Raw genomic sequence first — 25,542 nt, 5'->3', positions numbered from 1 at the left:
GGCTGCCGGAGCGACTACCGATACATGGGGTGTGAGCAGTGGCGGGAGGTCCTGTCCGCGCAGCTGGACGGGGAGGAGACCGCCGCCGAACTGACGGCGGTGCAGGGGCACCTGGACGGGTGTGCCGAGTGCCGGGCCTGGTTCACGGCGGCGGCCGCGGTGACCCGTCGGGTTCGTACCCGACTGGTGGTTGAGGTGCCCGACCGGACGGCGGCGATCCTTGCCGCCACCAGCGCGGCCCCGGCCCGCCGGTCGCGGTGGCGGCGTTCGGACGGACGTGGCCCGCTGGTCGCCGGCCTGCGGAACGTACTCGGACGGGGCCAGCTCGCGGCCGGGCTGCGTGCGGCGTTCGGACGTGGCCCGCTCGTCGCCGGCCTGCGGTCGGCGCTCGGGCTGCTCGGCGCGGTGCAACTGGTGCTCGGCCTGGCCCAGGTGGGCCGGGGCGCGACCGCCGACCACCTGCACCCCACCGGCCAGCACCTGTGGCACGAGTCGGCGGCGTGGAACGTGGCCGTGGGCGCGGGCTTCCTCTTCGTGGCGCTGCGCCGCAGCCCACCCGCCGGGCTGCTGCCGATGCTCAGCGCGTTCGTCGGCACGTTGCTGCTGCTGTCGGTCAACGACCTGGCCACCGGTTCGGTGGGCGGGGAACGGCTGATCAGCCACGGCTTCCTGGTGGTCGGCTACCTGATCACCGTGCTGCTGTCCCGGCCCGGACTGCGCCCGGGCGGCCCGGCACCACAGCGGCAGCCGACACCGTCCCGCTGGCGGTTCGGGGCCGACGAGGTGGATCGGCCGCTGCGGGTGGTACGCCCCGAGTCCTACCCGGCCCAGGCCGCCGATCGCTACGCCGCCCCGGCGGCGCAGAGCGGGCATGCCACGCGTACCGATCACGCCGGCGGACGCCGCGCCGCCTGATCGTCGGCGTCATCGACCACCCGGTGGATTCTCACGTCGTGCGCTTGTTCGGGCCCTCGCTGTGGCGCGTTCCGACGACGCCGACGCCACTGCCGGGTAGCAGCCCGGGTTCCAGCGTCTCGTCGGCGTGGCACCGGGGATCGTGAGCTGCGTAGAGCAGGGACAGCTGTCGGTGCAGCTGGTGCCGCTCGTCTTCGCCGAGGGGAGCGAGGAAGTCGTCCTCGGTGCGGCGCATCGCCGTGAGGGCTTCCGACAATACGGCGCGGCCGTCGGTGGTGACACTGATGACCTGTTTACGGCGGTCGCTAAGGCTTCGCTCGCGCCGGACGTACCCGTTGCGCTCAAGTTCGTCGATGACTGCGACCATCGTGGTGCGGTCGAGTCCGGTCTGCTGACACAGGTCGCGCTGGGACAACTCCCCGTCCTGGACGAAGGCCAGCACCCGCAGATCCCGGCCGCGTAGGCGGAGGGGCAGGAGCACCTCTTCCATCCAGACGCTGGCGAGGTTCGCCAACTTCATCAGCAGATACCCGGTGGCGGAGGAGAGGGTTTCGGATGAGCGCATAACCTTCAGCCTAGTCTATCGCAGAACTGATTATCAGCTACGCTGACGATCAGCGAGTCTGACTCACTGGGAGGGTCGTATGAAGATGCGCGTCATCCTCACCATCGTCGGCGTGATCACCGCAACGCCCGCGCTTGCCTTGTTCTGGCCGCAACTGCTGACGAGCAGTTATGGCCTGGCCGACCCCGACCGCATGACCACTGCGCTGCTCCAGCACCGGGGTGTGCTGCAGGCGGCTCTTGGCGCGGCCATCATCTGGGGAGCCTTCTACCTGCCGGCCAGAGTCCCGGCGGCGGCGACCGCCGTCATCACCAAGTCAGTGTTTCTCGCCCTGACCGTCGTCGACGTCGGCATGCGGGCCGACATGAACCTCATCTCGCTGGTGTTCGACCCGATCGCCATCGTCATCCTGACCATCGCCATCGTCCTCCACCTCCGCGAATCGTCCCCCGCTGCCGCACCAGCCTGAAGCCCGGCGCTGGTGCGGCCCAGGCGAAGCGTGCGTTCCGTCAGCGGCGGCGCGGCCGTCCAGCGAGGGCGGGGCAGGCAGCTCAAGCGGGAGGCGCTGGCCGGGTCGAACCGGCACCGGCGATGACCTGCGGGATGACCTGTTCGACGATGGTCAGCAGGGTCGTGGTGAGCAGCAGGTGCACCTGGGCGCGGGTCAGCGCGCCACGCTGGAGCCATTCGCGGGCGGTCGACGTGGCCAGCCCGCCGTAAGCCCGGACCATCCCGCGCAACTCCTCGCGGTGCTCCGCCTCACCGGCCAGCCCGACGGCGACCAGCATGCGGTCCGCGGCGACCTCCTCGGCCTCGGCGAGCACCCGCTCCACGTCGGCGTCGCCGCCCATCCCCCGGGCGGTGACGGCCGCCAGCCATGAGGTGCTGTGTCGCGACACCACGTCGAGGAACCAGGTGACGCTGGCGTCGACCCGGGTCCGGAGATCACCCTTGGGCAGCCGCTCCAGGGCAACCTCGGGGATGGTCACCATGACCCGGACGACCTCCAGGTAGAGGTCCTTCTTCGCCCCGAAGTAGTGGTTGACCAGGCCGCGAGCAACACCTGCCTCGCGGGCGACGTCGGTGGTCGACACGTCCGCGTACGGGCGCTCGCCGAACAGCCGGACCGCGCAGGCCAGGATCTGCCCACGCCGGGCGTCCGGCTCCAAACGGCGGCGGCGCGGAGCCGTCTCGACACTCATCTGCCCGACCCTATCGACAGCTCACCCCCGGGATCAGCGCGGCGCAGGCCTCGCGGCGGGCCGAGATCTAGCAATCTTGGACAGTTTCCGTTATCTCGGTGGGCTCAACCGGTGGTTGCAACACCTAGAAGTTGGGTCATCTTCTCACCGGGGGTGGCCCAGCCCAGGGTCATGCGGGGGCGGTCGTTGAGTTCGTCGGCGACGTGGTCGAGGCCGGTTTGGTCGATGGTGGTGAAGTCGAATTGGCCTTTGGGGAAGTACTGGCGGAGCAGCCCGTTGGTGTTCTCGTTGCTGCCACGCTGCCAGGGGCTGTGTGGGTCGCAGAAGTAGACCGGGCAGTCGGTGGCGATGGTGAAGTCACGGTGCCGAGCCATCTCGACGCCCTGGTCCCAGGTCAGCGAGGCTCGTAACCGCTGCGGGAGCCAGCTCATCGCCGCGGCCAACTGGGACACGACGTGTTCGGAGACCTTGCCCTCGGGCAGTCCGACCAGGATCACGAACCGGGTAGCGCGTTCGACCAGCGTGGCGATCGCGGAACCACCGCGCCCACCCCGACGGACGCCCTCGAGGAGATCACCCTCCCAATGACCGGGCACCGCCCGGTCAGCGACCTCAGCCGGACGGTCAGCGATACGCAGGTCGACCCACGGCCGAGCCGAGCGCACCGCCCCGCCCGGCGCGGCCCGACGGCGACGAGCGGCCCGCCCCGATCGCAACGCCACCTGCCGCGTCAACTCCGCGCGGAGGTTGCCCCGCGCCTGCAGGTAGATCGCCTGGTAAATCGTCTCGTGCGACACCCACATCTCCGGCGTGTCCGGGAACTGCACCCGCAGCCGAGCACTGACCTGCTGCGGCGAACGGCGTCGCCGCAGCATATCCAGCACCACCTGACGCAACGGCCCGCCGTCAGCCAACCGCGGCACCCGCCCGGACCGGTTATGCCGCAGAAACGACGCCCACTGCGCCATCAACGGCTGATACCGCTGCCCATAACGCTCGAACCGACCCACCTCCCGCGAGATCGTCGACGCCGACCGCTCCAACCTTCGCGCGATCGACCGCAACGACTCACCCGCAGCCCGACCCAACCCGATCTGCTCCCGCTCCAGCGGACTCAACCTCGACGCCATAGCCACCCCAACGAAAATCACCGAAGGGTGTTGCAACCACCGGTTGAGCCCGCCGAGCTAACGGAAACTGTCCAAGATCTCCGGGGCGCCCGGGCGCCCGGCCGCTGATCACGACTTATTGACATGCCGCCAACAGCGCGCGAGGGTGGTGCACATGCCGACCCCCCCGCCCGACGGCTCCCCCTCACCCTGGCGCGAGCCGGAGCATGACGACCTGGCCGACCTAACCCGCACCTTCTTCACCAAGGAGGTGCTGCCGCACGCCGAACGTCTGCAAGCGCAGGGCCACCCGGACCGCGAGCACTACCGGCGCGCCGGCGAGCTGGGGCTGCTCGGCCTGTCCGTCCCGGAGGAGTACGGCGGTGGGGGCGGCGGGTTCACCCACGAGGCGGTGCTGCTGCACGAGCAGGCGTACGCCGGGGAGAGCAGCCTCGGCCTGGCCGTGCACAGTGGCATCGTCACCGGTTACCTGGTGGCGTACGGCAGCGAGGAGCAGAAGCGGCGCTGGCTGCCCGGCCTGTGCAGCGGTGAGCTGGTCGGCGCCATCGCAATGACCGAGCCGGACGGCGGCTCCGATCTTCAGGCGATGCGGACCCGGGCGGTCCGCGACGGCGACGAATACCTGGTGACCGGCGCGAAGACGTTCATCACCAACGGCGGTCTGGCCGATCTGGTCATCGTGGCCGTGAAGACCGACCCCGAGCAGCGGGCGTCCGGCGTCTCGCTGCTGGTCTGCGAGGTGGGTGGTGACCCGGCGGGGTTCCGGCGAGGCCGGCTGCTGTCCAAGATCGGCCTGCACGCCAACGACACGGCGGAGCTGTTCTTCGACGAGTTCCGGGTGCCGGCGGCCAACCTGCTCGGCGGCGCCGAAGGGCTGGGCTTCATCCAGCTCATGCAGCAACTCCCGCAGGAACGGCTGGTCATCGGCGTCGGCGCGGTCGCGGCCATGGAACGGGCGGTCGCGCTGACCGTCGCGTACGCCAAGGAGCGCACCGCTTTCGGCAAGACCCTGATGGGTCACCAGAACACCCGGATGGTGCTCGCCGAGTGCGCCACCCGCGCACGGGTCAGCCGGGTCTTCCTGGACGACTGCATCGTGCGACACACACGGGGCGACCTGGACGTGGCCACCGCGGCGATGGCGAAGTCATGGCTCACCGACGGGCAGTGCGAGGTCGTCGACCGGTGCCTTCAGCTCTTCGGCGGCTACGGCTACACGACGGAGTACCCGATCGCCCGGATGTACGCCGACGCCCGCGTCCAGAAGATCTACGGCGGCACCAACGAGATCATGAAGGAGTTGATCGCCCGTGCTCTCTGAGGCGTACGTCTATGACGCGGTCCGCACCCCGCGCGGACGCGGCCGGGACACCGGCGCGCTGCACGGGGTCAAGCCCATCTCCTTGGTGGTCGGCCTGATCGACGCGTTGCGGGAGCGCAACCCCGGCCTGGACGTGGGCCGGCTGGAGGATCTGTTGCTCGGCATCGTGACCCCGGTCGGCGAGCAGGGCGGCGACCTGGCTCGGGCGGCCGCGCTGTTGGCCGGGCTGCCCGACCAGGTGGGCGGGGTGCAGCTCAACCGGTTCTGCGCCTCCGGGTTGGAGGCGGTCAACTCCGCCGCCGCGCGGATCCGCTCCGGCTGGGAGCATCTGCTGCTCGCCGGCGGGGTCGAGTCGATGTCCCGGGTGCCGATGGGCTCCGACGGCGCGGCCTGGGCCACCGATCCGCAGACCGCGCTGGCCACGTCGTTCGTGCCGCAGGGCGTCAGCGCGGACCTGATCGCCACCCTGGAGGGCTTCACCCGGGACGATATGGACGGCTACGCGCTGCGGTCGCAGGAGCGGGCCGCCAAGGCGTGGGCCGGCGGGTACTTCGCCCGTTCGGTGGTGCCGGTCCGCGACGGCAACGGGCTGGACATCCTCACCGTCGACGAACATCCGCGCCCCGAGACCACCCGGGAGGCGCTGGCGAAGCTCACGCCGTCCTTCGCCACGATGGGCGAGGCGGCCGGCTTCGACGCGGTCGCGTTGCAGAAGTTCCACTGGTTGGAGGCGATCGAGCACGTCCACCACGCGGGCAACTCGTCCGGCATCGTGGACGGCGCCGCGCTGGTGCTGATCGGCTCGGGCGACGTCGGTCGGGACCTCGGCCTCACCCCGCGCGCCCGGATCGTCGGCGCGGCGGTCACCGGCGCCGATCCGACGCTGATGTTGACCGGTCCGATCCCGGCCACCCACAAGGCGCTCGCCGTCGCCGGGCTGACCCTCGACGACATCGACCTGTTCGAGATCAACGAGGCGTTCGCCGCGGTGGTGCTCAAGTACGTCCGTGACCTGGGCCTCGACCCCGACCGGGTGAACGTCAACGGCGGCGCCATCGCGCTCGGCCACCCGCTCGGCGCGACCGGAGCGATGCTGCTCGGTACGGCGTTGGACGAGTTGGAGCGCCGCGACCTGCGCCGCGCCGTGGTGACCCTCTGCATCGGCGGCGGCATGGGCGTCGCCACCGTTCTCGAGCGCTGCTGACCCGGAGGACGACCATGACCAACACCATCCGGTACGACCGCGGCGCCGACGGCATCGTCACGCTCACCCTGGACGACCCCACCCAGTCCGCCAACACCATGAACCGGGCGTACGCCGCCTCGATGAGCGCCACCCTGGACCGGCTGGAGGCCGAGCAGGATCTCGTCGGCGTCATCGTGACCAGTGCGAAGTCGACCTTCTTCGCCGGCGGCGACCTGCCCGAGATGATCCGGGCCACCCGCGCCGACGCGCCCGACCTGGCCGACCTGCTCGGCACCATCAAGCGGGACCTGCGCCGGCTGGAGACGCTGGGCCGGCCGGTGGTCGCCGCGGTCAACGGCTCGGCGCTCGGCGGTGGCCTGGAGATCGCGCTCGCCTGCCACCACCGGATCGCGCTGGACGCGCCGGGCAGCCGGCTCGGGCTGCCCGAGGTGACCCTGGGCCTGCTGCCCGGGGCGGGCGGCGTCACCCGGACCGTACGGATGCTCGGCCTGGCCGGCGCGCTGACCACAGTGCTGCTCACCGGCCGGCGGATGCGCCCGGCCGACGCCCTGTCCGCCGGGCTGGTCGACGAGGTGGTCGCCACGCCCACCGAGCTGTTCGAGCACGCCCGGGCTTGGATCGCGGCGAACCCGCACCCGGCGCAGCCGTGGGACCGGCCGGACTATCGGATGCCCGGCGGCACCCCGGCCAGCCGCTCGCTGGCCGCCCAACTGCCCGCCTTCCCGGCGACACTGCGCAAGCAACTCAAGGGCGCCCGGCTACCCGCGCCCGAGGCGATCCTGGCCGCCGCCGTCGAGGGCGCACAGGTCGACCTGGAGACCGCCCTGACCGTGGAGACCCGGCACCTGATCGGCCTGCTCACCGGGCAGGTCGCCAAGAACATGATCGGTGCGTTCTTCTTCGACCTGAAGGCCGTCAACGGTGGCGCGGCCCGGCCGGCCGAGGTGGACGCCGCACCGGTACGCCGGGTGGCGGTGCTCGGGGCCGGCATGATGGGCGCGGGCATCGCGTACGCCTGCGCGAGCGCCGGGCTGGACGTCGTGGTCAAGGACGTCACGCCGGAGGCCGCCGGCCGGGCCCGGGAGCACGCCGAGCGGTTACTTGCCCGCGCGGTACGCAAGGGCCGCACGACCGAGGCGGACGCCCGCGCCGTACTGGACCGGATCATCACCACCGACCAGGTGGACGCGCTGGCTGGCTGCGACGCGGTCATCGAGGCGGTCTTCGAGGACCCGGCGCTGAAACAGCAGGTCTTCGCCGAGGTGCTGCCCGTGCTGGCGCCCGACGCGCTGCTCGCCTCCAACACCTCCACTCTGCCGATCACCGGGTTGGCCGCCGGCGTTGACCGGCCGACGGACTTCATCGGCATGCACTTCTTCTCCCCGGTGGACCGGATGCCGTTGCTGGAGATCGTGGTGGGCGAACGGACCGGGGACGTGGCGCTGGCTCGGGCGTTCGACCTGGGCCGTCGGATCGGCAAGACCCCGATCGTGGTCAACGACGGCCGGGGTTTCTTCACCAGCCGGGTGATCGGCAAGTTCATCGACGAGGCGGTCGGCATGGTCGCCGAGGGTGTCCCCGCCGCATCGGTGGAGCAGGCCGCCCTTCAGGCCGGCTACCCGACCGGGCCGCTGGCGCTGGCCGACGAGGTCAGTCTCACGCTGATCCAGCGGATCCGCCGCCAGTTCGAGGCGGCCAGCGAGGAGTTCCGACCGCTGCCGGCGCACCGCCTGGTGGACGAGCTGGTCGACGCGTACGACCGGCCGGGGCGCGCCGCAGGACGCGGCTTCTACTCCTACGACGACGGCACCCGGGGCCGGCTGTGGCCCGGTCTCGCCGACCTGACCACCGACGCGGGTCGGGCGGTGCCGTTCACCGACCTCCAGGAGCGCATGCTCTTCGCCGAGGCGCTGGACGCGCTGCGCTGCCTCGACGAGGGGGTGCTGCGCACCGAGACCGACGCCAACATCGGCTCGATCTTCGGCATCGGCTTCCCGGCCTGGACGGGAGGGGTGATCCGCTACGTCCGGCAGTACGCGGGCGGCCCGGCCGGCTTCGCGGCCCGTGCCACCGAGTTGGCCGGCCGCTACGGCGACCGGTTCACGCCCCCCACCGACCTGGCCGACCGGCTCGACGCCCGTCGGGCCGAACCGGTGGACGTCGCGTGACGGCGGCACGCGGCGGGCCGCTGGCCGGGGTGCGGGTGGTCGAGCTGGCCAGCCTCGCCCCGGCGCCGTTCGGCTGCATGGTGCTCGCCGACCTCGGGGCGGACGTGGTGCGGGTGGACCGGCCGGGCGCCCCGGGAGCGGGCCGGCTGGCCGCACCGACCAGCGGACCGTTGCAACGCGGCCGGCGGGTCACCGCGCTGGACCTGAAGTCCCCGGCCGGGGTGGCGGACCTGCTGCGCCTCGCCGAACGCGCGGACGTGCTGGTCGAGGCGTACCGACCCGGGGTGGCCGAGCGGCTCGGCATCGGGCCGGAGGTGTGCCAGGCCCGCAACCCCCGACTGGTGTACGCGCGGATGACCGGCTGGGGTCAGGATGGCCCACTGGCAGCCCGAGCCGGGCACGACATCGACTACATCGCGGTGGCCGGGGCGTTGGAGCCGCTGGGGCGGGCCGGCGAACGCCCGTACGCGCCGATGAACCTGCTCGGCGACTTCGGCGGCGGCGGCATGCTGCTCGCCGTCGGGGTGCTGGCCGCGCTGCTGGAGCGGGAGCGCTCCGGCTTCGGCCAGGTGGTCGACGCGGCGATGGTGGACGGCTCGGCGCTGCTCACCTCGTTCCTGCACGGGCTGCTCGGCACCGGCCTGTGGGCGGCCCCGCGTGGGCGCAACATGTTCGACGGCGGGGCGCCGTTCTACGACACGTACGCCACCGCCGACGGTGGCTACATGGCGGTCGGCGCGATGGAGCCGGCCTTCTACGCCGTACTGCTCGGCGGCCTCGACCTTGCCGACGACCCGGACCTGCCCGTTCAGTACGACCCGAGCGGCTGGGACGAGCTGCGCCGCCGGTTCACCGAGCGGTTCGCCGAGCGCTCCCGGGACGAGTGGACGGCCGTCTTCGCCGACCTGGACGCCTGCGTCGCACCGGTGCTCGCCCCCGGCGAGGCGCATGCGCACCCGCACAACGCGGCCCGGGGCACGTTCGTCGAGGTGGGCGGCGAGATCCAGCCGGCCCCCGCACCCCGCTTCGACCGCACCCCGACCGACCGGCCAACCCCGGCACCCGACCCGGAGCAGGATGTCCTACCGGTCGAGGAGATCCTCACCAACTGGCAGTGAGGACGAGATCCGCTCGTTCTTCCGCCGACTCTCCGCCGCACTGCCCACCCCGCCTTCGAGCTGATCAAGAGGTTTGCGTCAAGGAATCGCCCTCCGGTGACGCAAAATTCTTGATCAACGGGGACGGAGATGGGGTCGGGCGGGGGCGGGGGCGGCGGGAGTGGTACCAGGTGGCGAAGAGGGCTGCTGCCAGGAGCAGTTCGGCCAGGTCGCCGCCGTAGTACATCAGTTGGGCGGCCTCGCGGAACGCTTCCGGGTCCCGGTCGGTGAGGCCGGGCGGGAGGGTTTCGGCCTGGGCGTACAGGTACTTGGCCAGCACCGCGTGGCCGGCCGACGTGGCCAGTAACGCGCCGACCCGTACCGTCAGTCCGGGGCGATGCGGCGCCGGGTCGGGCCCGGCCAACGACCAGGCGAAGAGGTACCCGGCGGCCAGGTAGTGCAGGTGTACGGCGTGGTGCAGGACGGGTTGCCGTTCGGCCGCCGCGTACAGCGGGGTGAGCAGCACCAACGCCAACCCGCCGGTGGTCAGCAGCGCGGCGGTGACCGGGTGGGCGAGCAGGTGCAGCGGGCGGGCGCGCAGCAGCCGGCCGACCGCTCGGCGTACCGGCGGCGGCGCGACCCGCAGCAGCAGCGTCACCGGGGCGGCGAGCACCAGCCCCAGCGGGGCCAGCATGCCGAGCAGCAGGTGCTGCGCCATGTGCCCGCTCGGGTTGTCGGGGAGTTGGGCCAGCGGCCCGACGGCGACCGCCAGCAGGGCGCAGCCGACCAGCCAGGAGGCGGTGCGCCGGTGGTCCCAACCCCGCGAGTCGCGGACGGCGGCCAGCACGTAGCTGGCCGCCAACACCGCAACCGGGAACAGCGGGAGCCAGGTCGGCCCGTTCGCACCGTGCCCAGCGTGCGCCAGCGGCCCGGCCACCGTCATCGGGGGCCGGCGCCGGGCCGGCGGGCCCGGGCCCGGGCCCGCCACAGGACAGCACCGCCGGCCAGCAGCAGCACCGCGCCGGCCACGTTCCAGACCACGTCGTACGGCACCAGGTGTACGCCGTAGCGGATCTGGTGCAGCCGGAGCACCTTGTGGTCGACGAGCCCGTCGAAGAGCTGGAATCCGCCGGCGCCGAGCAGGAAGCCACCCCAGGCCAGCCGGCTGGACAGGGCACCCCGTCGACGCAGGTCGGCGAACCAGAAGAACCCGCCGACCAGGGCGATCACCTCGGCGGCGTGCAGCAGCCCGTCCGAGAGCAGCGCCACCGAGGGGGTGGAGCGGTCGTAGAAGTGGTGCCAGGCGAGGAGTTGGTGAAAGACGATCTCGTCCACCGCGGCCATGATCGCGATGCCGATCAGGACGCCGACGAGGGTGGAGGAACGAACGTCGGCGGTACGGGTCCTCGGCAGGCTCGAATCGACCACCACACACCTCGCAGTCAGCTCGGATCAGGTCGCAAATACCCCGAAGCGCATGAAACATGCCGGGTCATCGCGGCGGGAAGGCCCAATGGGCCGGTGGCACATCCCCGTTTCGTGACTCCCGGGCCACGGGCGGCATGATCATGGAGCCTAAAGGGGCAGCGACAGCCAGATCCCGAGAAGGAGGTGCCCGTGCCGGACGCGGACGAACTCGTCGCCAACGCGCTCGCGGCGGTGCGCGGCACTGACGTACGGCAGGCCGAACGGCAGCTGGACCAACTGATGGTCGGCACCGGCGCCGCGGACGGCACCACGGCGGTGGACGCCGCTCTGCTGCGTCGCCTGGTCCGCGGCCTGGGCCGGCTGTGGCCGCGCGGTTGGCAGCCGGCCGACGTGGACCGGATCACCAGTCGACGGCTCGACGCCCGTGCGGCCCGGCTGGTGCGTGCCGCGATGGCCGCCCAGCGGCGCGACCAGGCCGAGCCGGTCCCGGCCTGGTGGGACGACCAGCTACGCGAGTTGGCGGCCACCGAGGGCGGTGCCGACGGCAGCGTGTTGGCCGGCTGGGCCAGCCGGGAGGGTCTGGACCGGGCCGACGCGCTCCGCGCGGCCGTGGACATCCTCGCGCTGGTGGAGAGCCTGCCGCCGATCGCGGTGCTGCGCCCACCGCCGGGCACGAGCGGCGCGGCACTGCCCCGCACGGCGGGCACGGCTCGCAGCGGGTCGCCGATGCTGGATCGGGTACGCGCGCTGCTGGCGAAGGCCGAGTCGACCACCTTCCCGGCGGAGGCGGAGGCGCTGACCGGGAAGGCCCAGGAGCTGATCGCCCGGCACAGCATCGACGAGGCGCTGCTGGCGGCCGGGTCGGAGCGCGGGGACCTGCCCGGCGGCGTGCGCCTGAGCACCGACACCCCGTACGCGGGCGCGAAGGCGCTGCTGGTGCAGGAGGTCGCGGCGGCGAACCGGTGCGAGGCGGTCTGGTCCGACGATCTCGGCTTCGCCACCGTGCTGGGCTGGCCGGCCGATCTGGTGGCGGTGGAGCTGCTCTACACGTCGCTGCTGGTCCAGGCCACGGCGGCGATGCTGCGTGGGCGTGCCGAGCGCCGGGCGGGGTCGGGGCGACGGACGAAGGTCTGGGACGAGTCCTTCCTCAACGCGTTCGCGCTGCGCATCGGCGAGCGGCTTCGGACGGCCACCGAGGCGGCGACCGAAGCGGCGGACCAGGCGGCGGCCGAGACGGCCGGGGCGGAACGGCTGTTGCCGGTACTCGCGGCGCGGGGCGAGGCGGTCCGGGAGCGGTTGGACACGCTCTTTCCCGGCGTCACCCGGCACCGGCTCAGCGTGCGCGACGCCGAGGGTTGGTCGTCCGGCACCTCGGCCGCCGACCGGGCTTCGCTGGACGTCGGCGGCGCCCGGAAGCCCCGACAGGTGCCCGGCCGACCCGATCCGCGCTGAACCATTCGGCGTGGGACCGCCCCCGGCGGACGTTTCTGCGATTTTCTTCGGTACGCGGTAGGGATCGGGGGAACGGCTCCGACCCTCCGGTGAGCCGCACCCCGGTCGGGGTGCGACCAGAGCCTGAGGAGCATCGCCGTGAAGTACATGCTGCTGATCTGGAACCGGCCCGGCTTCACCGAGGAGCTGAGCGAGCAGGAGCGCACCACGCTCTTCGGTGAGGTCGACGAGATCATGAAGGAGCTGACCGAGACCGGCGAGCTGATCGGCGGCCAGGCGTTGGCCAATCCGTCGCAGTCGTTGACGGTCCGACTCGTGGACGGCAGCCCAGAGGTCCTCGACGGCCCGTTCATGGAGAGCAAGGAGCAGTTCGCCGGTTACCTGGCCGTCGACTGCGACAGCCCGCAGCGGGCCGCCGAGATCGCCGCCCGCTGGCCGGACGTCCGGTACGGCGGCGCGATGGAGGTCCGCCCGATCATGGACGAGGCCGGGACGGAGATGTGACCGAGGACCGGACGGTCGAGGATCTGCTGCGCACGTTCGCGCCGCAGGTCCTCGGCCTGCTGGTCCGTCGGCACGGACAGTTCGACAGGTGCGAGGACGCGGTCCAGGAGGCCCTGCTCGCCGCCGCGACGCAGTGGCCCGGCCAGGGCGTACCGGATAACCCGCGCGCCTGGTTGCTCACCGTGGCCACCCGTCGGCTCACCGACGAGTGGCGTAGCGAGAGCGCGCGCCGGGACCGCGAGGTGGCGGTGGCGCGGCGCGAGCCGGCGTACGCGGGGGTGGCGCCGGCGGCGGACGCGGAGCCCGCCGTTGCGGCCGACGACGAAACCCTCACGCTGCTGTTCCTCTGCTGCCACCCGGCGCTGCCCGGATCGGCGCAGGTGGCGCTCACCCTGCGAGCGGTCGGCGGTCTCAGCACCGCCCAGATCGCCCGGGCGCACCTGGTGCCCGAGGCGACGATGAGTCAACGGATCCGGCGGGCCAAGCAGCGGATCGAGGCCGCCGGGGCCCGGTTCATCATGCCCGGGCCTGCCGAGCGGGGCGAGCGGCTGGGAACGGTGCTGCGGGTGCTGTACCTGATCTTCAACGAGGGCTACACCGCGTCCAGTGGCCCGGACCTGCGCCGGGCCGAGCTGACCGGCGAGGCGATCCGGCTGGCGCGCATCCTGCGCGGGCTGCTGCCCGACGACGGCGAGGTGGCCGGGCTGCTGGCGCTGATGCTGCTGACCGACGCGCACCGGGCGGCCCGGGTGGGGCCGGACGGGGATTTGGTGCCGCTGGCGGAGCAGGACCGTTCCCGGTGGGACGCCGCCGCCATCGCGGAGGGGGTCGCGCTGATCACCGAGGCGTTGACCTGGTCGCCGCCCGGCCCGTACCAGCTCCAGGCGGCGATCGCCGCGGTGCACGCCGAGGCGTCGACGGCGGCGGAGACGGACTGGCGGCAGATCGTCGCGCTCTACCGACTGCTGGCCCGGATCGCGCCGAACCCGATGGTCACCCTCAATCAGGCGGTGGCGGTGGCCATGGTCGACGGGCCCCGGGCCGGGCTCGCCCTGCTCACGCCGTTGGACGCCGACGAACGCACGGCCGGGCACCACCGGCTCGCCGCCGTCCGGGCTCACCTGTTGGAGCTGGCCGGCGACGTCGGTGCGGCGCGGGAGGCGTACCTGGCGGCGGCGCGGGGCACCACGAGCCGGCCCGAGCAGCGCTACCTGGAGGTGCGGGCGGCCCGGCTGACCGCGCAGGGGTGAGCGACGCCGTCTTGCCATTTTGGCAACAATCTTTGCGCATGCCGCCGTCGCCGGTCACAGTCGTGGGCGACGCGCGAAGGAGCAGGCACAGATGACCGAGCAGCACGAGTTCGACAAGGACTACTGGGAGCGGCACTGGCACCAGGCGCACCACGATCGCCCCGGTGCGATGAGCACGAGTCCCGCGCACCCGTACCTGGCCCGGGAGACCAACGCTCTGGTGCCGGGCTCGGCGCTGGACGCCGGGTGCGGCGCCGGCGCCGAGGCGATCTGGCTCGCCGCCCACGGCTGGCAGGTCACCGCTGTCGACATCGCACCCGTCGCCCTCGCCCGGGCCGCCGAACGCGCGACGGAGAGCGGAGTCTCCGAACGCGTGCGGTGGATGGAGGCGGACCTGACGGCCTGGGCCCCGGAAACGCGGTTCGACCTGGTCACGACGCACTACGCGCACCCCGCGATGCCGCAGTTGGCCTTCTACGACCGCGTCGCCGGCTGGGTGGCCCCCGGTGGCACCCTCCTGATCGTCGGACACCTGCACACCTCGGACGCCACCGAGCCGGGGCACGGACATGGGCAGGGACACGGGCAGGGACACGGGCACCACCCGCCGGACGAGGCATCGGTCACCCTCGCGGACATCACCGCCGGCCTGGACAGCAGCACCTGGGAGATCATCACCGCCGAGGAGCACCGCCGCACGATGCCGGGCCGGGAAGCCCCGCTGCACGACGTGGTCGTACGCGCCACCCGGCGCCCCTGAGCACACCGCTGCCGACCGCCGGGCGATCCGGCGGCCGGCCAGCGGCGGTCACACCTCGGGTTTGATGGCCGGGCAGCTGGCACCCCGGGCGGGCACCACCTGGTCGATCAGGTAGGAGTCGACGGCTCGTTGCACGCACGGGCTGGTGCTGTAGCTGCCGTGCCCCCACCCCTGGTAGGTGAGCAGCGCGCCGTGCCGACCCAACTGGCGCGCCACGTTGCGCGCCCAGTCGTAGCCGCTGGCCGGGTCGTGCACGGTGGCGGCGAGCAGCAGCGGCACGGCGGTGTGGACCCGTAGCCGATGCTGCGGGTTGGCCACCGGCGTCGGCGTGCCCAGGCAGGTGACCAGGGCGAACAGGGCTGGCGGGTAGCGCAGGTCCGGCGCGAGCCGGGCCGAGCGGCGCAGATGTTCGACGTACTCGCGGTAGTCGCGGACCGGCAGGCTCCAGTCCTGGCAGAAGACCGCGAAGGGGTACGGAGCCACGGCCTCGCCCGCCAACGGGCGGACGCTCGGCGCGGTGGCGGCGTTCTCCAGTCGGACGATCCACTCGGCCAGCCCCGGCCACCGCCAGGTGTCGTAGAGCTTCTTGTGGGCGAGGCGGCTCAGCTCGAACGGGTCGAGCGTCGCTCCGGCCCGGTCCGGGTCGGTCAGCGAGCCACTCTCGGCCCGGGCGTGCAACCCGGCCCAGCTGGCACGGACGTCGCGATCGTGCAGGACGCAGTCGGCCGAGCGGGCGCACCAGGCCAGGAACTCGTCGAACGCGCCCTCCGCGGTGACCGCCTGGGTGTCCAGGAAGGCGCGGGTGCCGAGGCTGTGGTCCATCGCGGCCTCCAGCACCATGGCCCGGACCCGGTCGGGGTACAGCTCGGCGTACCGCTGCCCGAGCAGGGTGCCGTACGAGCTGCCGTGGAAGGTCAGCTGCCGTTCGCCGAGCGCGGCACGGACGGCGTCCAGGTCGCGGGCGGCGCTGGTGGTGTCCACGTGGTCGTAGAGCGCCCCGGTGCGGGCCCGGCAGTCGGTGCGCAGCAGCGCGTTGTTGGCCAGGACGGCGTCGAACTGGGCCTGGTCGGCGATCAGCTGCGGTTGCCGGGCGAGCAGGTCGCGGGCACAGACGACCGGGTGGCTGCCGCCGGTGCCGCGTGGGTCGAAGCTGACGATGTCGAACCGGGCCCGCAGGTCGGCACTGAACCGGGAGCTGCCGTTCACCACCCGGTCGACCCCGCTGTCACCCGGCCCGCCGGGGCCGAAGACCAGCGCACCTTCCCGGGTGGCCGGGTCGGCGACCCGGCGGGCCAGCGACAGGTCGAAGCGCTCACCCCGGGGTCGGTTCCAGTCCACCGGCAGCGACAGGGTGCCGCACTCGGCGCTGGTGTCCGTGGCGCAGGGCCTCCAGTCGATCGTCGGGGCGGGCCGTGGTCGGGCGGCGGCCGGGCTCGCCGGGGTCAGGGCGGCGGCCGTGAGGGCCAGGGAGACCGCCCAGCCGACGGCGGATTTGCGTACGCGCAGCATGAGGTGCTGTCCTCTCCTCGAAGGAGCGTTGCGGTGAAACTCGCCCACTGGGCGAGGTGATGCTGCTTCCACCCGGGCCGTCGAGTAGCCGCTCGACGGCCCGGGGCCTTTTTCGTCCGCCGGGTCAGTCGACCTCGCGCAGGACGCGTTCGAGCGTGGTCATCCGGGTCTCCATCCCGCCCAGCCGGCCGTCCATCGCCGCCAGCAGTCGGGCGTTCTCCGTCTGGGCCTGAGCGGCCGTCTCGGCGAGCCGGCGGTAGTCGTCCGCCCGGGCCGCCTCGTACCGGGCCCGCCGGGTCTTGGCGAGCTGAACGACGGTCACCGTGACCACGCTGATCAGGAAGGCGAAGATGCCGATCGCGCCGACCACCTCGGTCCAGTCGTGCTCGCTCATCGTTGCGCTCCCGGCTGCTCGCCCGAGTCGGGCACGGTCAGCGTCTCGACCGCCGCCGCGATGACCGCGGGGGTGAGTGTGAGCACGAACGGCTCCACCTCGTAGTAGTTCATGGCCTTCCCGTCCTCCGACAACTCCAGGCGGGCGGTGACCAGCCCGGCCGCCGCCAGCTTCCGTAGGTGGACCTGCAACAGCGCCCGGCTGATGCCCAGTTGCCGGGCCAGCCCGCTGACGTACGCACGCTCGCGGGCCAGCGCGGCGACGACCCGCAGCCGGTGCGGGTTGGCCAGGGTGGCCAGCACCCGGACCAGGTCGTCGCCGGTCGGCGGCGAAGCGGTGCTCATAACCAGCCCTTGCACATGCCAAGGAAAGTTAGCAGGTGTCGCCGTGCTGCGGTGCGGACGGAAAACGGAATCAGGGGGATCTCAGGGTCGACGAAAGAGGCCGGACACACAGCACGCCGGGCCGGTGATGATCACCGGCCCGGCGTGCGGGGTACGTGTACGTCAGCTCTTGAAGGCGTCCTTGATCTTCTCGCCCGCCTGCTTGAGCTTGGCGGTGGACTGGTCAGCGCGACCCTCCGCCTCCAGCTGCTCGTTGTCGGTGGCCCGACCGGCGCCTTCCTTCAGCTTGCCGGTCGCGTCCTCGGTGGCGTTGTTGATCTTGTCGTCGATACCCATTGCCAACCTCCATTGCAAGCGTCGCTACAACCACAGAGGTACCCCCGCCGTAGCCGGCCCAACCATTACCGTCGTCACAGATCGGCAGCGGCCGGACGAAAGCGGCGCAGCCGCAGACTGTTGGCCACCACGAAGACCGAGGACAGCGCCATCGTGGCGCCGGCGATCATCGGGTTGAGCAGCCCGGCGGCGGCCAACGGCAGGGCCGCCACGTTGTAGCCGAACGCCCAGAACAGGTTGCCCCGGATGATGCCGAGCGTGCGTCGGGACAACCGGATGGCGTCCACCGCGGCGTCCAGGTCGGCCCGGACGAGGGTGAGGTCGGCCGCCTCGATCGCCACGTCGGTGCCGGTGCCCATGGCCAGCCCCAGGTCGGCCTGGGCCAGCGCCGGGGCGTCGTTGACCCCGTCACCGACCATCGCCACCGACCGCCCCTCGGCCTGGAGCCGCTTGATCACGTCGACCTTCCCGGCCGGCAGCACCTCGGCGATCACCTCGTCGACGCCCACCTCGGCGGCGACCGCGCGAGCCACAGTGGTGTTGTCCCCGGTCAGCAGGACCGGGGTCAGCCCCAGCCCGCGCAGCCGGGCCACCGCCGCCCGGCTGGTCGGCCGGACCACGTCGGCGACCGTGAGTACGCCGCGGGCCCGTCCGTCCCAGCCGGCGACGATCGCCGTAGCGCCGGCGGCCTCCGCGTCGCGCACGGCCCACTCGACCTCCGGCGGTACGTCGATCTCGTGCTCGCGCAGCAGCCGGACCCGGCCGACAAGCACGGCTCGCCCGTCGACAGTGCCGGTCACTCCGAGCCCTTCGAGGTTGCCGAAGGCGGTCACCGGCGGCAGTGCGCCCGCGTCGGTGGCGGCGGCGGCGACCGCACGGGCGATCGGGTGCTCGGAGGCGGCCTCCACCGCCCCGGCGAGCCGGAGCAGCTCGGCCCGATCCACACCGCTCGCCGGCACCACGTCCACCAGGGTCATCCGGCCGGTCGTGACGGTGCCGGTCTTGTCGAGCACCACGGTGTCCACCCGGCGGGTCGACTCCAGCACCTCCGGGCCTTTGATCAGCACGCCGAGCTGGGCGCCCCGGCCGGTGCCGACCAGCAGCGCGGTCGGGGTGGCCAGGCCGAGCGCGCACGGACAGGCGATGATCAGCACGGCCACGGCGGCGGTGAACGCGGCGGTCGGGCCGGCCCCGGTGCCGAGCCACCAGCCGAGCGTGCCGACGGCGAGGGTGATGACGATCGGCACGAAGACCCCGGAGATCCGGTCCGCCAGCCGCTGCACGGCCGCCTTGCCGCTCTGCGCCTGCTCCACCAGGTCGGCCATCCGGGCGAGCTGGGTGTCCGCGCCGACCCGGGTGGCGGTGACGATCAGCCGCCCACCCGCGTTGATCGTGGCACCGACCACGCCGTCACCTGGGGCGACCTCGACCGGCACCGACTCACCGGTGAGCATGCTGGCGTCGACCGCGGAGGTGCCCTCGTCGACCACCCCGTCGGTGGCGATCTTCTCCCCGGGGCGGACCACGAACCGGTCACCGACGGCGAGCTGGTCCACGGGAATCAGGGTCTCCACGCCGTCGCGCAGCACCGCCACGTCCTTGGCGCCGAGGTCGAGCAGGGCGCGCAGGGCGGCGCCGGCGGTCCGCTTGGACCGGGCCTCGAAGTAGCGACCGGCCAGGATGAACACGGTGACCCCGGCGGCCGCCTCCAGGTAGATGTTGCCGGCGCCGTCGGTCCGGGTGATGTCGAAGCGGAACGGGTGCGTCATCCCGGGCATCCCCGCGTCACCGAGGAAGAGCGCCCAGAGCGACCAGCCGAACGCGGCCAGGGTGCCGAGCGACACCAGCGTGTCCATGGTGGCCGCGCCGTGCCGCAGGTTGGTCCAGGCGGCCCGGTGGAACGGCAGCCCGCCCCAGACCACCACCGGGGCGGCCAGGGTCAGCGACAGCCACTGCCAGTAGTCGAACTGCCAGGCCGGGACCATGGCCAGCAGGACCACCGGCACGCTCAGGGCCACCGACACCCAGAGCCGGGTACGCGGCCCCCGCAACGGGTCCACCGGGGGTTCCGCGCTGGGCGGAGCCGGCAGCGCCGCGGTGTAGCCGGTCTTCTGCACCGTTCCGATCAGGTCGTCCGGCGTGACACCGTCGGCGTACCGGACGGTCGCCTTCTCGGTGGCGTAGTTGACGGTGGCGCTCACCCCGTCCATCCGGTTGAGCTTCTTCTCGATCCGGGCGGCGCACGCGGCGCAGGTCATCCCGCCGATCGCCAGTTCGATCCGGTTCGGCGCCTCGGGCAGCGGTCTGCTGGTGGTGGTCATCGTCTGGTCCCGTCAGTTGTGTCCGTGCCCGGGGGTGCCGTGGTCGGCCCCGCCGGTCGGCGCGGGTCCGCTCGGGGTGGGGGCGTCTCCGGTCGGGGCAGCGCCGGCGACCACTGTGAACTCGGCGGTGTGCACCCGCCCGCCGTGTTGGAAGTCGAGGTAGAGCCGGTAGCTGCCGGCCGAGGGCACCTCGGCGAGGAAGGTGACGGCCGGACCGGGCCGGGTGCGCCCATCGCCGGGCGTCCCGTCCGGGTGCACGTGCAGGTAGGCCAGATCACCCCGGCGCAGCGCCACCAGGTGCCCGTACGCGCCCAGGTAGGGCTCCAGGTCGGTGACCGGCTGGCCGTCCCGGCTGACGGTCAGGGTCAGCGACGAGGTGCGACCGGGCTGCGGCGCACCGGTCAGGGTGACCGTGTAGCCGTCGACGGTGGTGCTGGTCGCCGGGGCGGGCAACGGCCGTTCGGTCAGCTCGCCGGGGACTGTCACGTCCACGCCGAGGGTCAGCGGCTCGCCACCGGTCGGGGTGAAGTCGGCGAACGCCCGCCACTGCCCGGGCCCGGTCAGCGGGGTGTCGACCCGCCAGGTGCCGTCCGGGGCCAGCTCGGGGTGGACGTGGCGGAAGCCGGAGAGGTCCCGGCGGGCGACGATCAGGTGCATCTGCTTGTCGTGCGCCACGTCGTACCGGGTGACCGGTTGACCGTCCGGCCCGGCGATCCGGAAGGCGAACTCGTCGGCCGGGGCGTCGAGCGGTTCGAGGGTGTAGCCCCGGTCGGAGACGAGCAGGCCGCCGGGGAGCCGGTCGGCCGTCTCGTCGTGCTCGCCCGTCGCATGGGCGGCGTCGCCGTCGTGCCGGCCCTCGACCACCGGGGCGCGGTCGACAACCCGACCGATCCCGTACGTCGTGCCGAAGATCGCCGCGAGGCCCACGGCGAACCCGGCCAGTCTCGTCACGGTACGCACGCCGGCCCGCCGATCACGCGTCGACGAGGTCGTAGCCGGCCTCGTCGACGGCGGCCCGGACAACCGCGGTGTCCAGCGGCTGATCGCTGCTGACGGTGACCCGGCCGGCCGCGAGGTCGACCTGGACGTCGCGCACGCCCGGGATCGCGCCGACCTCGGCGCTCACCGCGCTGACGCAGTGTCCGCAGGTCATGCCCTGCACCTGGTAGCTCGTGTCGATCATTGGATCGTCTCCTTCGCGGTACCGGTACCCGGTGGGGGTATCTCACCAGAACACGACCGTACCATACCCCCAGGGGGTACGCTATCCTGGTCGACATGACCGCACCCACCCCGATCCGCGGATACACCGCCAGCAAGGACCAGCTGCTCGCGCGGCTCCGCCGCGTCGAGGGGCAGGTCCGGGGCATCGAGAAGATGGTCGACGACGACCGCTACTGCATCGACGTGCTCACCCAGATCTCCGCCATCCAGGCCGCCCTCGACAAGGTGGCCCTCGGGCTGCTCGACGGTCACGCCCGGCACTGCATGCACGAGGGCGCCGCCGAGGGCCGGGCCGACGAGATGGCCACCGAGATGATGGCGGCGGTCGGCCGGCTCATGAAGCGCGGCTGACCGCGCTCAGTCCGGCGCGGGGTCGAGACGGACCCGGCGCAGCAACTGCGCGTTGAGCGCCACCACGATGGTGGACGCCGACATCAGCACCGCGGCCAGCGCCGGGCTCAACGCCACACCGGCCCAGGCCAGCACCCCGGCGGCCAGCGGCAGCGCCACCACGTTGTAGCCGGCCGCCCAGGCCAGGTTCTGTCGCATCTTCCGGTACGACGCCCGGGACAGCCGGACCACTGCCGCCACCCCGCGCGGGTCCGAGGACGCCAGCACCACTCCGGCGGACTCGATGGCCACATCGGTGCCCGCGCCGATCGCGATACCCACGTCCGCCCGGGCCAGCGCCGGCGCGTCGTTCACCCCGTCACCGACCATCGCCACGACCAACCCCCGCCGCTGGAGCTCGGCCACCCGATCGTCCTTCTCCGCCGGGAGCACCTCGGCGAAGACCTCGTCGACCCCAGGTCGGAAGCCGAGGTCGGCGGCGACCGCCTCGGCCACCGGCCGGGCGTCACCAGTGATCATGGCGATGGTGCGGACACCCTCGGCCCGCAACTCGTCGACGGCGCGCCGGGCCTCCGGACGCACCTCGTCGGTCAACGCGAACGCACCGAGCACGGTCTCCGGCAGCCGCACCAGGTGCAACACCGCGGCACCCCGCGCCGACCACCGCCCGGTCGCTGCCTCCAGCTCCGCCGGGAGCTGAAGGCCCAGCTCCCGCAGCAGCGCGGGCCCGCCCACCGCGTACTGCGTACCGTCGATGGTCGCCTGCACACCGCGGCCCGGCAGCGACCGGAACCCGGCCGCCCGGGCCGGGCCGGCGCGCCCGGCCGCCGCCACGATCGCCCGAGCCAACGGATGTTCGCTCTCCGACTCGACACCGGCCGCGATGCGCAGCACCTCGTCCCGCCCGACGCCGGACGCCGTCACCAGGTCGGTCATCCCGTGCTCGCCCCGGGTCAGCGTGCCGGTCTTGTCGAAGAGCACAGCGCCGACGGTCCGCATCCGTTCCAAGGCCAACCGGTCCTTGACCAGAATCCCGGAGCGCGCGGCGAGCGCGGTGGAGAGCGCGACGACCAGTGGGATGGCGAGACCCAACGCGTGCGGGCAGGCGATCACCAGGACGGTGACCGCCCGGACCACCGCCTCGTCCGGCTGACCGAGCGCCGTCCAGACCAGCACGGTCAACACGGCGGTGCCGGTGGCCAGGTAGAACAGCGCGGCGGCGAACCGGTCGGCCAACAGTTGGGCCCGCCCACCGGATTTCTGGGCCTGCGCGACCATCCGCTGGATGCCGGCCAGGGCGGTCTGCTCACCCAACGCCTCGACGCGCACCCGGATCGCGGAGTCGGTGGCGACGGTGCCGGCCACCACCCGGTCGCCCGTCGACCGGGCGACCGGGCGCGACTCCCCGGTGATCATCGACTCGTCCAGCTCGGCGCCGCCCTCGACGACCCGGCCGTCCGCCGGCACCCGACCCCCCGGCCGGACCAGGACCACGTCGCCGATCCGCAGACCGGTCACCGGCACCGCCTCGACCCGCCCGTCCGCCGCCACCCGTTCGGCCTCGTCCGGCAGCAGCGCGGCCAGCGCCGCCAGCGCTCCCCGGGCCTGCCCGATGGCCTTCATCTCCTGCCAGTGCCCGAGCAGCATGATGGTGACCAAGGCGGCCAACTCCCACCAGAAGTCCAGGTCGAAGGCGCCGACGCTGGTCGCCAGGGACGCGGCGTACGCGACGGTGATCGCCATCGCGACCAGCAGCATCATCCCGGGCGCGCGGTCCCGCACCTCCCGCACCGCACCGACCAGGAACGGCCAACCGCCCCACCAGAACACCACCGAGCCGAGCACCGGGCCCACCCAGGACCGACCGGGGACGTCGTCCCCGGCCAGGCCCAGCTGATCCGACACGAGATGACTCGTCAGCACCACCGGGATGGTCAACACCAGGCAGACCCAGAACCGGCGGCGGAACATCGCCGGATCGTGCCCGGAGTGCTTGTCGTGCCCGGAGTGCTTGTCGTGCGGCATTGGTCCGGCGCGTCGCGGTCGGTCGGGGCCGGGCGGTGACGGAGCGGGCATGGCTCCAACATGCCGCCCCGGGGACCGCCGCGCCGGCGGTTCGGCCGCCCGACACTCCGCCACGACCTGCAACCCCCAGGAGGGCTGGCTAGCATCTCCCACGATGGCTCTCCGTATGCCGCTGCCGCTGCACAGTCGGGCACCGGCGCCGCCCCGTCGTGGCGTCGCCCCCGGCCGGCCGGGCCGAGCACTGACCGTCAGTGATCAAGCGGTCGTCAGGCAGCGATCCGCCCCGCCGTCCGCCGCGTTTCCACCGCAACGGTGAACCGCCCGGCCCGCTGACCCGTATCACGCACCGGATCGTTGGGAGTCTCGCCTTGGCCGCCGACCACACTCACTCTGCTCCGTCCGCCCCACCACGGGTGCGACGGATCCTCGTCGTGACGGTGGTACCCCTCTTCGTCGCCACCGTGCTGGCCGCGGTGCTGCTCTGGCCACGCGGCGGGTCACCGCAGACCGATGGTGGTGCGGACGTGCCGCGCTACCCCGGCACGGTCACCCGGGTGGTGAGCGAGCCGTGCCCGCCGGTGCCGTCGGCCCCCGAGGGCACACCGAGGGTCGGCGACGGGCGGTGCGGCACTGTCGACGTCCGGGTGGACGACGGGCCAACCGCCGGCCAGCAGGTACGGACACCGGTGCCCGACGGGCCCGGCGCACCCCGGGTCGAGGTCGGCGACGAGGTCATCCTGGTCGAGCTGGCCGACCCGACCGATCCCACCACCAGCAACTGGAACATCGCCGAGCACCAACGCGGCACCCCGATGGTGTGGCTGGCCGTGATCTTCGCGGCCGCGATCGTCGCGTTCGGGCGGTGGCGAGGTCTGGCCGCGCTCGCCGGGCTGGCCGCCAGCTTCGCCATCCTGCTCACCTTCGTGCTGCCGGGCATCAGCGCCGGCAGGTCACCGCTGCTGGTGGCGGTGGTCGGCGCGGCCCTGATCATGTTCGTGGTGCTCTATCTGACCCACGGGGTCACCGCACAGACCTCGGTCGCGGTGCTCGGCACCCTGGGCAGCCTGGTGCTGACCGGCGTGCTCGCCACCATCGCCACGGCCGCGACCCACCTCACCGGCTTCGGCAGCGAAGACGCCACCACCCTGTCGATGTTCCAGGGCGACGTGGACCTGCACGGTCTGCTGCTCGCCGGGATCATCATCGGATCGCTCGGGGTGCTCGACGACGTGACGGTGACCCAGGCGGCCACCGTCACCGAACTGGCGAACGCCAACCCCGGGCTGACCCGGTTGCAGCTGTACCGGGCGGCCACCCGGGTCGGCCGCGCGCACATCGCCTCCACTGTCAACACCATCGTGCTGGCGTACGCGGGCGCGTCGCTGCCCCTGCTCCTCCTGCTCACCGCCGATGCGCGGCCGATCGGGCAGATCCTCACCAGTGAGTTCCTCGCGCAGGAGATCGTCCGCAGCGCGGTCGCCACCCTCGGTCTGATCGCCGCCGTGCCGCTGACCACCGGGCTGGCCGCGGTGGTGACCGCCGCGGGGCGTACGGCTGCCACGGCGTCCACCGGCGCTCCGGCGTCCCGGCCCCAGCCGGACCGCAGCGAGGCACTGGCCGCACTCATCTCACCGCGAACGGCCGGCTCCGACGAACCGGACCAGACGCGGACCGCACCCCCACCCGAGGCCACCGAACGGTGGCCGCAGTCGAACAGGAGCACGGATACGGCATGGTGACACTCCTCAGCGTGACCAGATCGGGCATCCACCCTGAGAACCGCGTCACTGGTCACTCAACGCCATGGCGAATTGACGCTTTTGGTCGGCATCCAGGCGTAGCTCACCCGGTCGACTCTCGGGTAACCTCGCTGCCGGTTACCGATGAAGGCGCGAAGCGGCGCCTGCGGTGCCACCGCCCAATCGCCAGCCGGCGAGCCGGGGACCCAGGTACCTGGGGTGAATCCGCGTCAGCGGTAGGGGCCACTTCCGCCCCGAACCCGTCAGCTAACCCGGTCGGCGGTCGACGGAAGGGAACAT

25 protein-coding genes and 1 riboswitch are annotated in these 25,542 nt (G+C 72.7%); of the genes, 12 read left to right on the top strand and 13 right to left on the bottom strand.

Annotated features, from left to right (window positions below):
* Positions 1-24 precede the first annotated feature (24 nt).
* A complete protein-coding gene (locus tag ACQRWP_RS30925; RefSeq protein ID WP_430499739.1) occupies positions 25-915 on the top strand; it encodes a zf-HC2 domain-containing protein in 891 nt (296 codons plus the stop codon).
* A gap of 31 nt (positions 916-946) precedes the next feature.
* Here ACQRWP_RS30925 and ACQRWP_RS30920 read toward each other — a convergent pair whose 3' ends face one another.
* Positions 947-1,480: a MarR family winged helix-turn-helix transcriptional regulator gene (locus tag ACQRWP_RS30920; protein WP_430499738.1), complete on the bottom strand. Its 534-nt coding sequence runs from the start codon at positions 1,478-1,480 to the stop codon at positions 947-949.
* Between the two features lie 79 nt (positions 1,481-1,559).
* Here ACQRWP_RS30920 and ACQRWP_RS30915 point away from each other — a divergent pair, with 79 nt between their 5' ends.
* Entirely contained in the window at positions 1,560-1,949 is a 390-nt protein-coding gene (locus tag ACQRWP_RS30915) for a hypothetical protein (protein ID WP_430499737.1), read from the top strand.
* A gap of 82 nt (positions 1,950-2,031) precedes the next feature.
* On the opposite strand, the gene ACQRWP_RS30910 is transcribed toward ACQRWP_RS30915, so the two are convergent.
* Both ACQRWP_RS30910 and ACQRWP_RS30905 read right to left on the bottom strand, forming a co-directional pair.
* Entirely contained in the window at positions 2,032-2,682 is a 651-nt protein-coding gene (locus ACQRWP_RS30910) for a TetR/AcrR family transcriptional regulator (RefSeq protein WP_430499736.1), read from the bottom strand.
* A gap of 104 nt (positions 2,683-2,786) precedes the next feature.
* Positions 2,787-3,812: an IS30 family transposase gene (locus ACQRWP_RS30905; protein WP_430499735.1), complete on the bottom strand. Its 1,026-nt coding sequence runs from the start codon at positions 3,810-3,812 to the stop codon at positions 2,787-2,789.
* Positions 3,813-3,966: 154 nt separating this feature from the next.
* Between ACQRWP_RS30905 and ACQRWP_RS30900 the strand changes: the two genes are divergently transcribed.
* The 4 genes from ACQRWP_RS30900 to ACQRWP_RS30885 are packed head-to-tail and all read left to right on the top strand — an operon-like array spanning position 3,967 to position 9,626.
* Positions 3,967-5,133, top strand: coding sequence for an acyl-CoA dehydrogenase family protein (locus ACQRWP_RS30900; RefSeq protein ID WP_430499734.1), 1,167 nt, complete (start codon positions 3,967-3,969; stop codon positions 5,131-5,133).
* Complete coding sequence (locus tag ACQRWP_RS30895; protein WP_430499733.1) at positions 5,123-6,337, top strand: acetyl-CoA C-acetyltransferase; 1,215 nt, start codon at positions 5,123-5,125, stop codon at positions 6,335-6,337. The genes ACQRWP_RS30900 and ACQRWP_RS30895 overlap by 11 nt, the downstream gene beginning before the upstream one ends.
* A gap of 14 nt (positions 6,338-6,351) precedes the next feature.
* The gene (locus tag ACQRWP_RS30890; RefSeq protein ID WP_430499732.1) at positions 6,352-8,508 is read left to right on the top strand and encodes a 3-hydroxyacyl-CoA dehydrogenase NAD-binding domain-containing protein; all 2,157 of its coding nucleotides are present in this window, start codon (positions 6,352-6,354) and stop codon (positions 8,506-8,508) included.
* The gene (locus tag ACQRWP_RS30885) at positions 8,505-9,626 is read left to right on the top strand and encodes a CaiB/BaiF CoA transferase family protein (RefSeq protein WP_430499731.1); all 1,122 of its coding nucleotides are present in this window, start codon (positions 8,505-8,507) and stop codon (positions 9,624-9,626) included. Before ACQRWP_RS30890 ends, ACQRWP_RS30885 begins: the two co-directional genes overlap by 4 nt.
* Before the next feature lie 64 nt (positions 9,627-9,690).
* Here ACQRWP_RS30885 and ACQRWP_RS30880 read toward each other — a convergent pair whose 3' ends face one another.
* The gene (locus ACQRWP_RS30880) at positions 9,691-10,548 is read right to left on the bottom strand and encodes a cytochrome c oxidase assembly protein (RefSeq protein ID WP_430499730.1); all 858 of its coding nucleotides are present in this window, start codon (positions 10,546-10,548) and stop codon (positions 9,691-9,693) included.
* Positions 10,545-11,033: a DUF2243 domain-containing protein gene (locus ACQRWP_RS30875; RefSeq protein ID WP_430499729.1), complete on the bottom strand. Its 489-nt coding sequence runs from the start codon at positions 11,031-11,033 to the stop codon at positions 10,545-10,547. The genes ACQRWP_RS30880 and ACQRWP_RS30875 overlap by 4 nt, the downstream gene beginning before the upstream one ends.
* A 189-nt stretch (positions 11,034-11,222) precedes the next feature.
* On the opposite strand from ACQRWP_RS30875, the gene ACQRWP_RS30870 reads away from it, so the two are divergent.
* The 4 genes from ACQRWP_RS30870 to ACQRWP_RS30855 all read left to right on the top strand — a co-directional run bounded on the left by ACQRWP_RS30870 (position 11,223) and on the right by ACQRWP_RS30855 (position 14,999).
* Positions 11,223-12,485 (top strand): DUF2786 domain-containing protein, encoded by a 1,263-nt coding sequence (locus tag ACQRWP_RS30870; RefSeq protein ID WP_430499728.1) that lies wholly within the window; start codon positions 11,223-11,225, stop codon positions 12,483-12,485.
* A 147-nt stretch (positions 12,486-12,632) separates the two neighbouring features.
* Positions 12,633-12,989 carry a YciI family protein gene (locus tag ACQRWP_RS30865; protein WP_430503345.1) on the top strand — a complete coding sequence of 119 codons (357 nt, stop codon included), beginning with the start codon at positions 12,633-12,635 and terminating at the stop codon, positions 12,987-12,989.
* Complete coding sequence (locus ACQRWP_RS30860; protein ID WP_430499727.1) at positions 12,986-14,239, top strand: RNA polymerase sigma factor; 1,254 nt, start codon at positions 12,986-12,988, stop codon at positions 14,237-14,239. The genes ACQRWP_RS30865 and ACQRWP_RS30860 overlap by 4 nt, the downstream gene beginning before the upstream one ends.
* Before the next feature lie 91 nt (positions 14,240-14,330).
* Positions 14,331-14,999: a class I SAM-dependent methyltransferase gene (locus ACQRWP_RS30855; RefSeq protein ID WP_430499726.1), complete on the top strand. Its 669-nt coding sequence runs from the start codon at positions 14,331-14,333 to the stop codon at positions 14,997-14,999.
* A 48-nt stretch (positions 15,000-15,047) separates the two neighbouring features.
* Here the strand turns inward: ACQRWP_RS30855 and ACQRWP_RS30850 are convergent, their stop codons facing one another.
* The 7 genes from ACQRWP_RS30850 to ACQRWP_RS30820 all read right to left on the bottom strand — a co-directional run bounded on the left by ACQRWP_RS30850 (position 15,048) and on the right by ACQRWP_RS30820 (position 21,086).
* Positions 15,048-16,508, bottom strand: coding sequence for an alpha/beta hydrolase (locus tag ACQRWP_RS30850; RefSeq protein WP_430499725.1), 1,461 nt, complete (start codon positions 16,506-16,508; stop codon positions 15,048-15,050).
* 124 nt (positions 16,509-16,632) lie between these two features.
* Positions 16,633-16,902, bottom strand: coding sequence for a hypothetical protein (locus ACQRWP_RS30845; protein ID WP_430499724.1), 270 nt, complete (start codon positions 16,900-16,902; stop codon positions 16,633-16,635).
* Positions 16,899-17,246, bottom strand: coding sequence for an ArsR/SmtB family transcription factor (locus tag ACQRWP_RS30840; RefSeq protein ID WP_285792822.1), 348 nt, complete (start codon positions 17,244-17,246; stop codon positions 16,899-16,901). The genes ACQRWP_RS30845 and ACQRWP_RS30840 overlap by 4 nt, the downstream gene beginning before the upstream one ends.
* Before the next feature lie 162 nt (positions 17,247-17,408).
* Entirely contained in the window at positions 17,409-17,582 is a 174-nt protein-coding gene (locus ACQRWP_RS30835; RefSeq protein ID WP_036390803.1) for a CsbD family protein, read from the bottom strand.
* A gap of 74 nt (positions 17,583-17,656) precedes the next feature.
* A complete protein-coding gene (locus tag ACQRWP_RS30830; RefSeq protein WP_430499723.1) occupies positions 17,657-19,903 on the bottom strand; it encodes a heavy metal translocating P-type ATPase in 2,247 nt (748 codons plus the stop codon).
* Positions 19,904-19,915: 12 nt separating this feature from the next.
* Positions 19,916-20,863 (bottom strand): hypothetical protein, encoded by a 948-nt coding sequence (locus ACQRWP_RS30825; RefSeq protein ID WP_430499722.1) that lies wholly within the window; start codon positions 20,861-20,863, stop codon positions 19,916-19,918.
* A 13-nt stretch (positions 20,864-20,876) separates the two neighbouring features.
* A complete protein-coding gene (locus ACQRWP_RS30820) occupies positions 20,877-21,086 on the bottom strand; it encodes a heavy-metal-associated domain-containing protein (RefSeq protein ID WP_430499721.1) in 210 nt (69 codons plus the stop codon).
* Between the two features lie 95 nt (positions 21,087-21,181).
* Here ACQRWP_RS30820 and ACQRWP_RS30815 point away from each other — a divergent pair, with 95 nt between their 5' ends.
* The gene (locus ACQRWP_RS30815; RefSeq protein ID WP_030329541.1) at positions 21,182-21,478 is read left to right on the top strand and encodes a metal-sensitive transcriptional regulator; all 297 of its coding nucleotides are present in this window, start codon (positions 21,182-21,184) and stop codon (positions 21,476-21,478) included.
* 6 nt (positions 21,479-21,484) lie between these two features.
* On the opposite strand, the gene ACQRWP_RS30810 is transcribed toward ACQRWP_RS30815, so the two are convergent.
* Complete coding sequence (locus ACQRWP_RS30810; protein ID WP_430503344.1) at positions 21,485-23,503, bottom strand: copper-translocating P-type ATPase; 2,019 nt, start codon at positions 23,501-23,503, stop codon at positions 21,485-21,487.
* A gap of 368 nt (positions 23,504-23,871) precedes the next feature.
* Here ACQRWP_RS30810 and ACQRWP_RS30805 point away from each other — a divergent pair, with 368 nt between their 5' ends.
* Positions 23,872-25,242, top strand: coding sequence for a YibE/F family protein (locus tag ACQRWP_RS30805; protein ID WP_430499720.1), 1,371 nt, complete (start codon positions 23,872-23,874; stop codon positions 25,240-25,242).
* 166 nt (positions 25,243-25,408) lie between these two features.
* Positions 25,409-25,539, top strand: a riboswitch (cyclic di-AMP (ydaO/yuaA leader).
* The last annotated feature ends 3 nt before the right edge of the window (positions 25,540-25,542 follow it).

Origin of the sequence: Micromonospora trifolii (genome assembly GCF_050516465.1) — a bacterium.
GTDB lineage: Bacteria > Actinomycetota > Actinomycetes > Mycobacteriales > Micromonosporaceae > Micromonospora > Micromonospora trifolii.
Note: the sequence above shows the minus strand (reverse complement) of the source record. Positions and strands in the feature narration are given on the sequence as shown.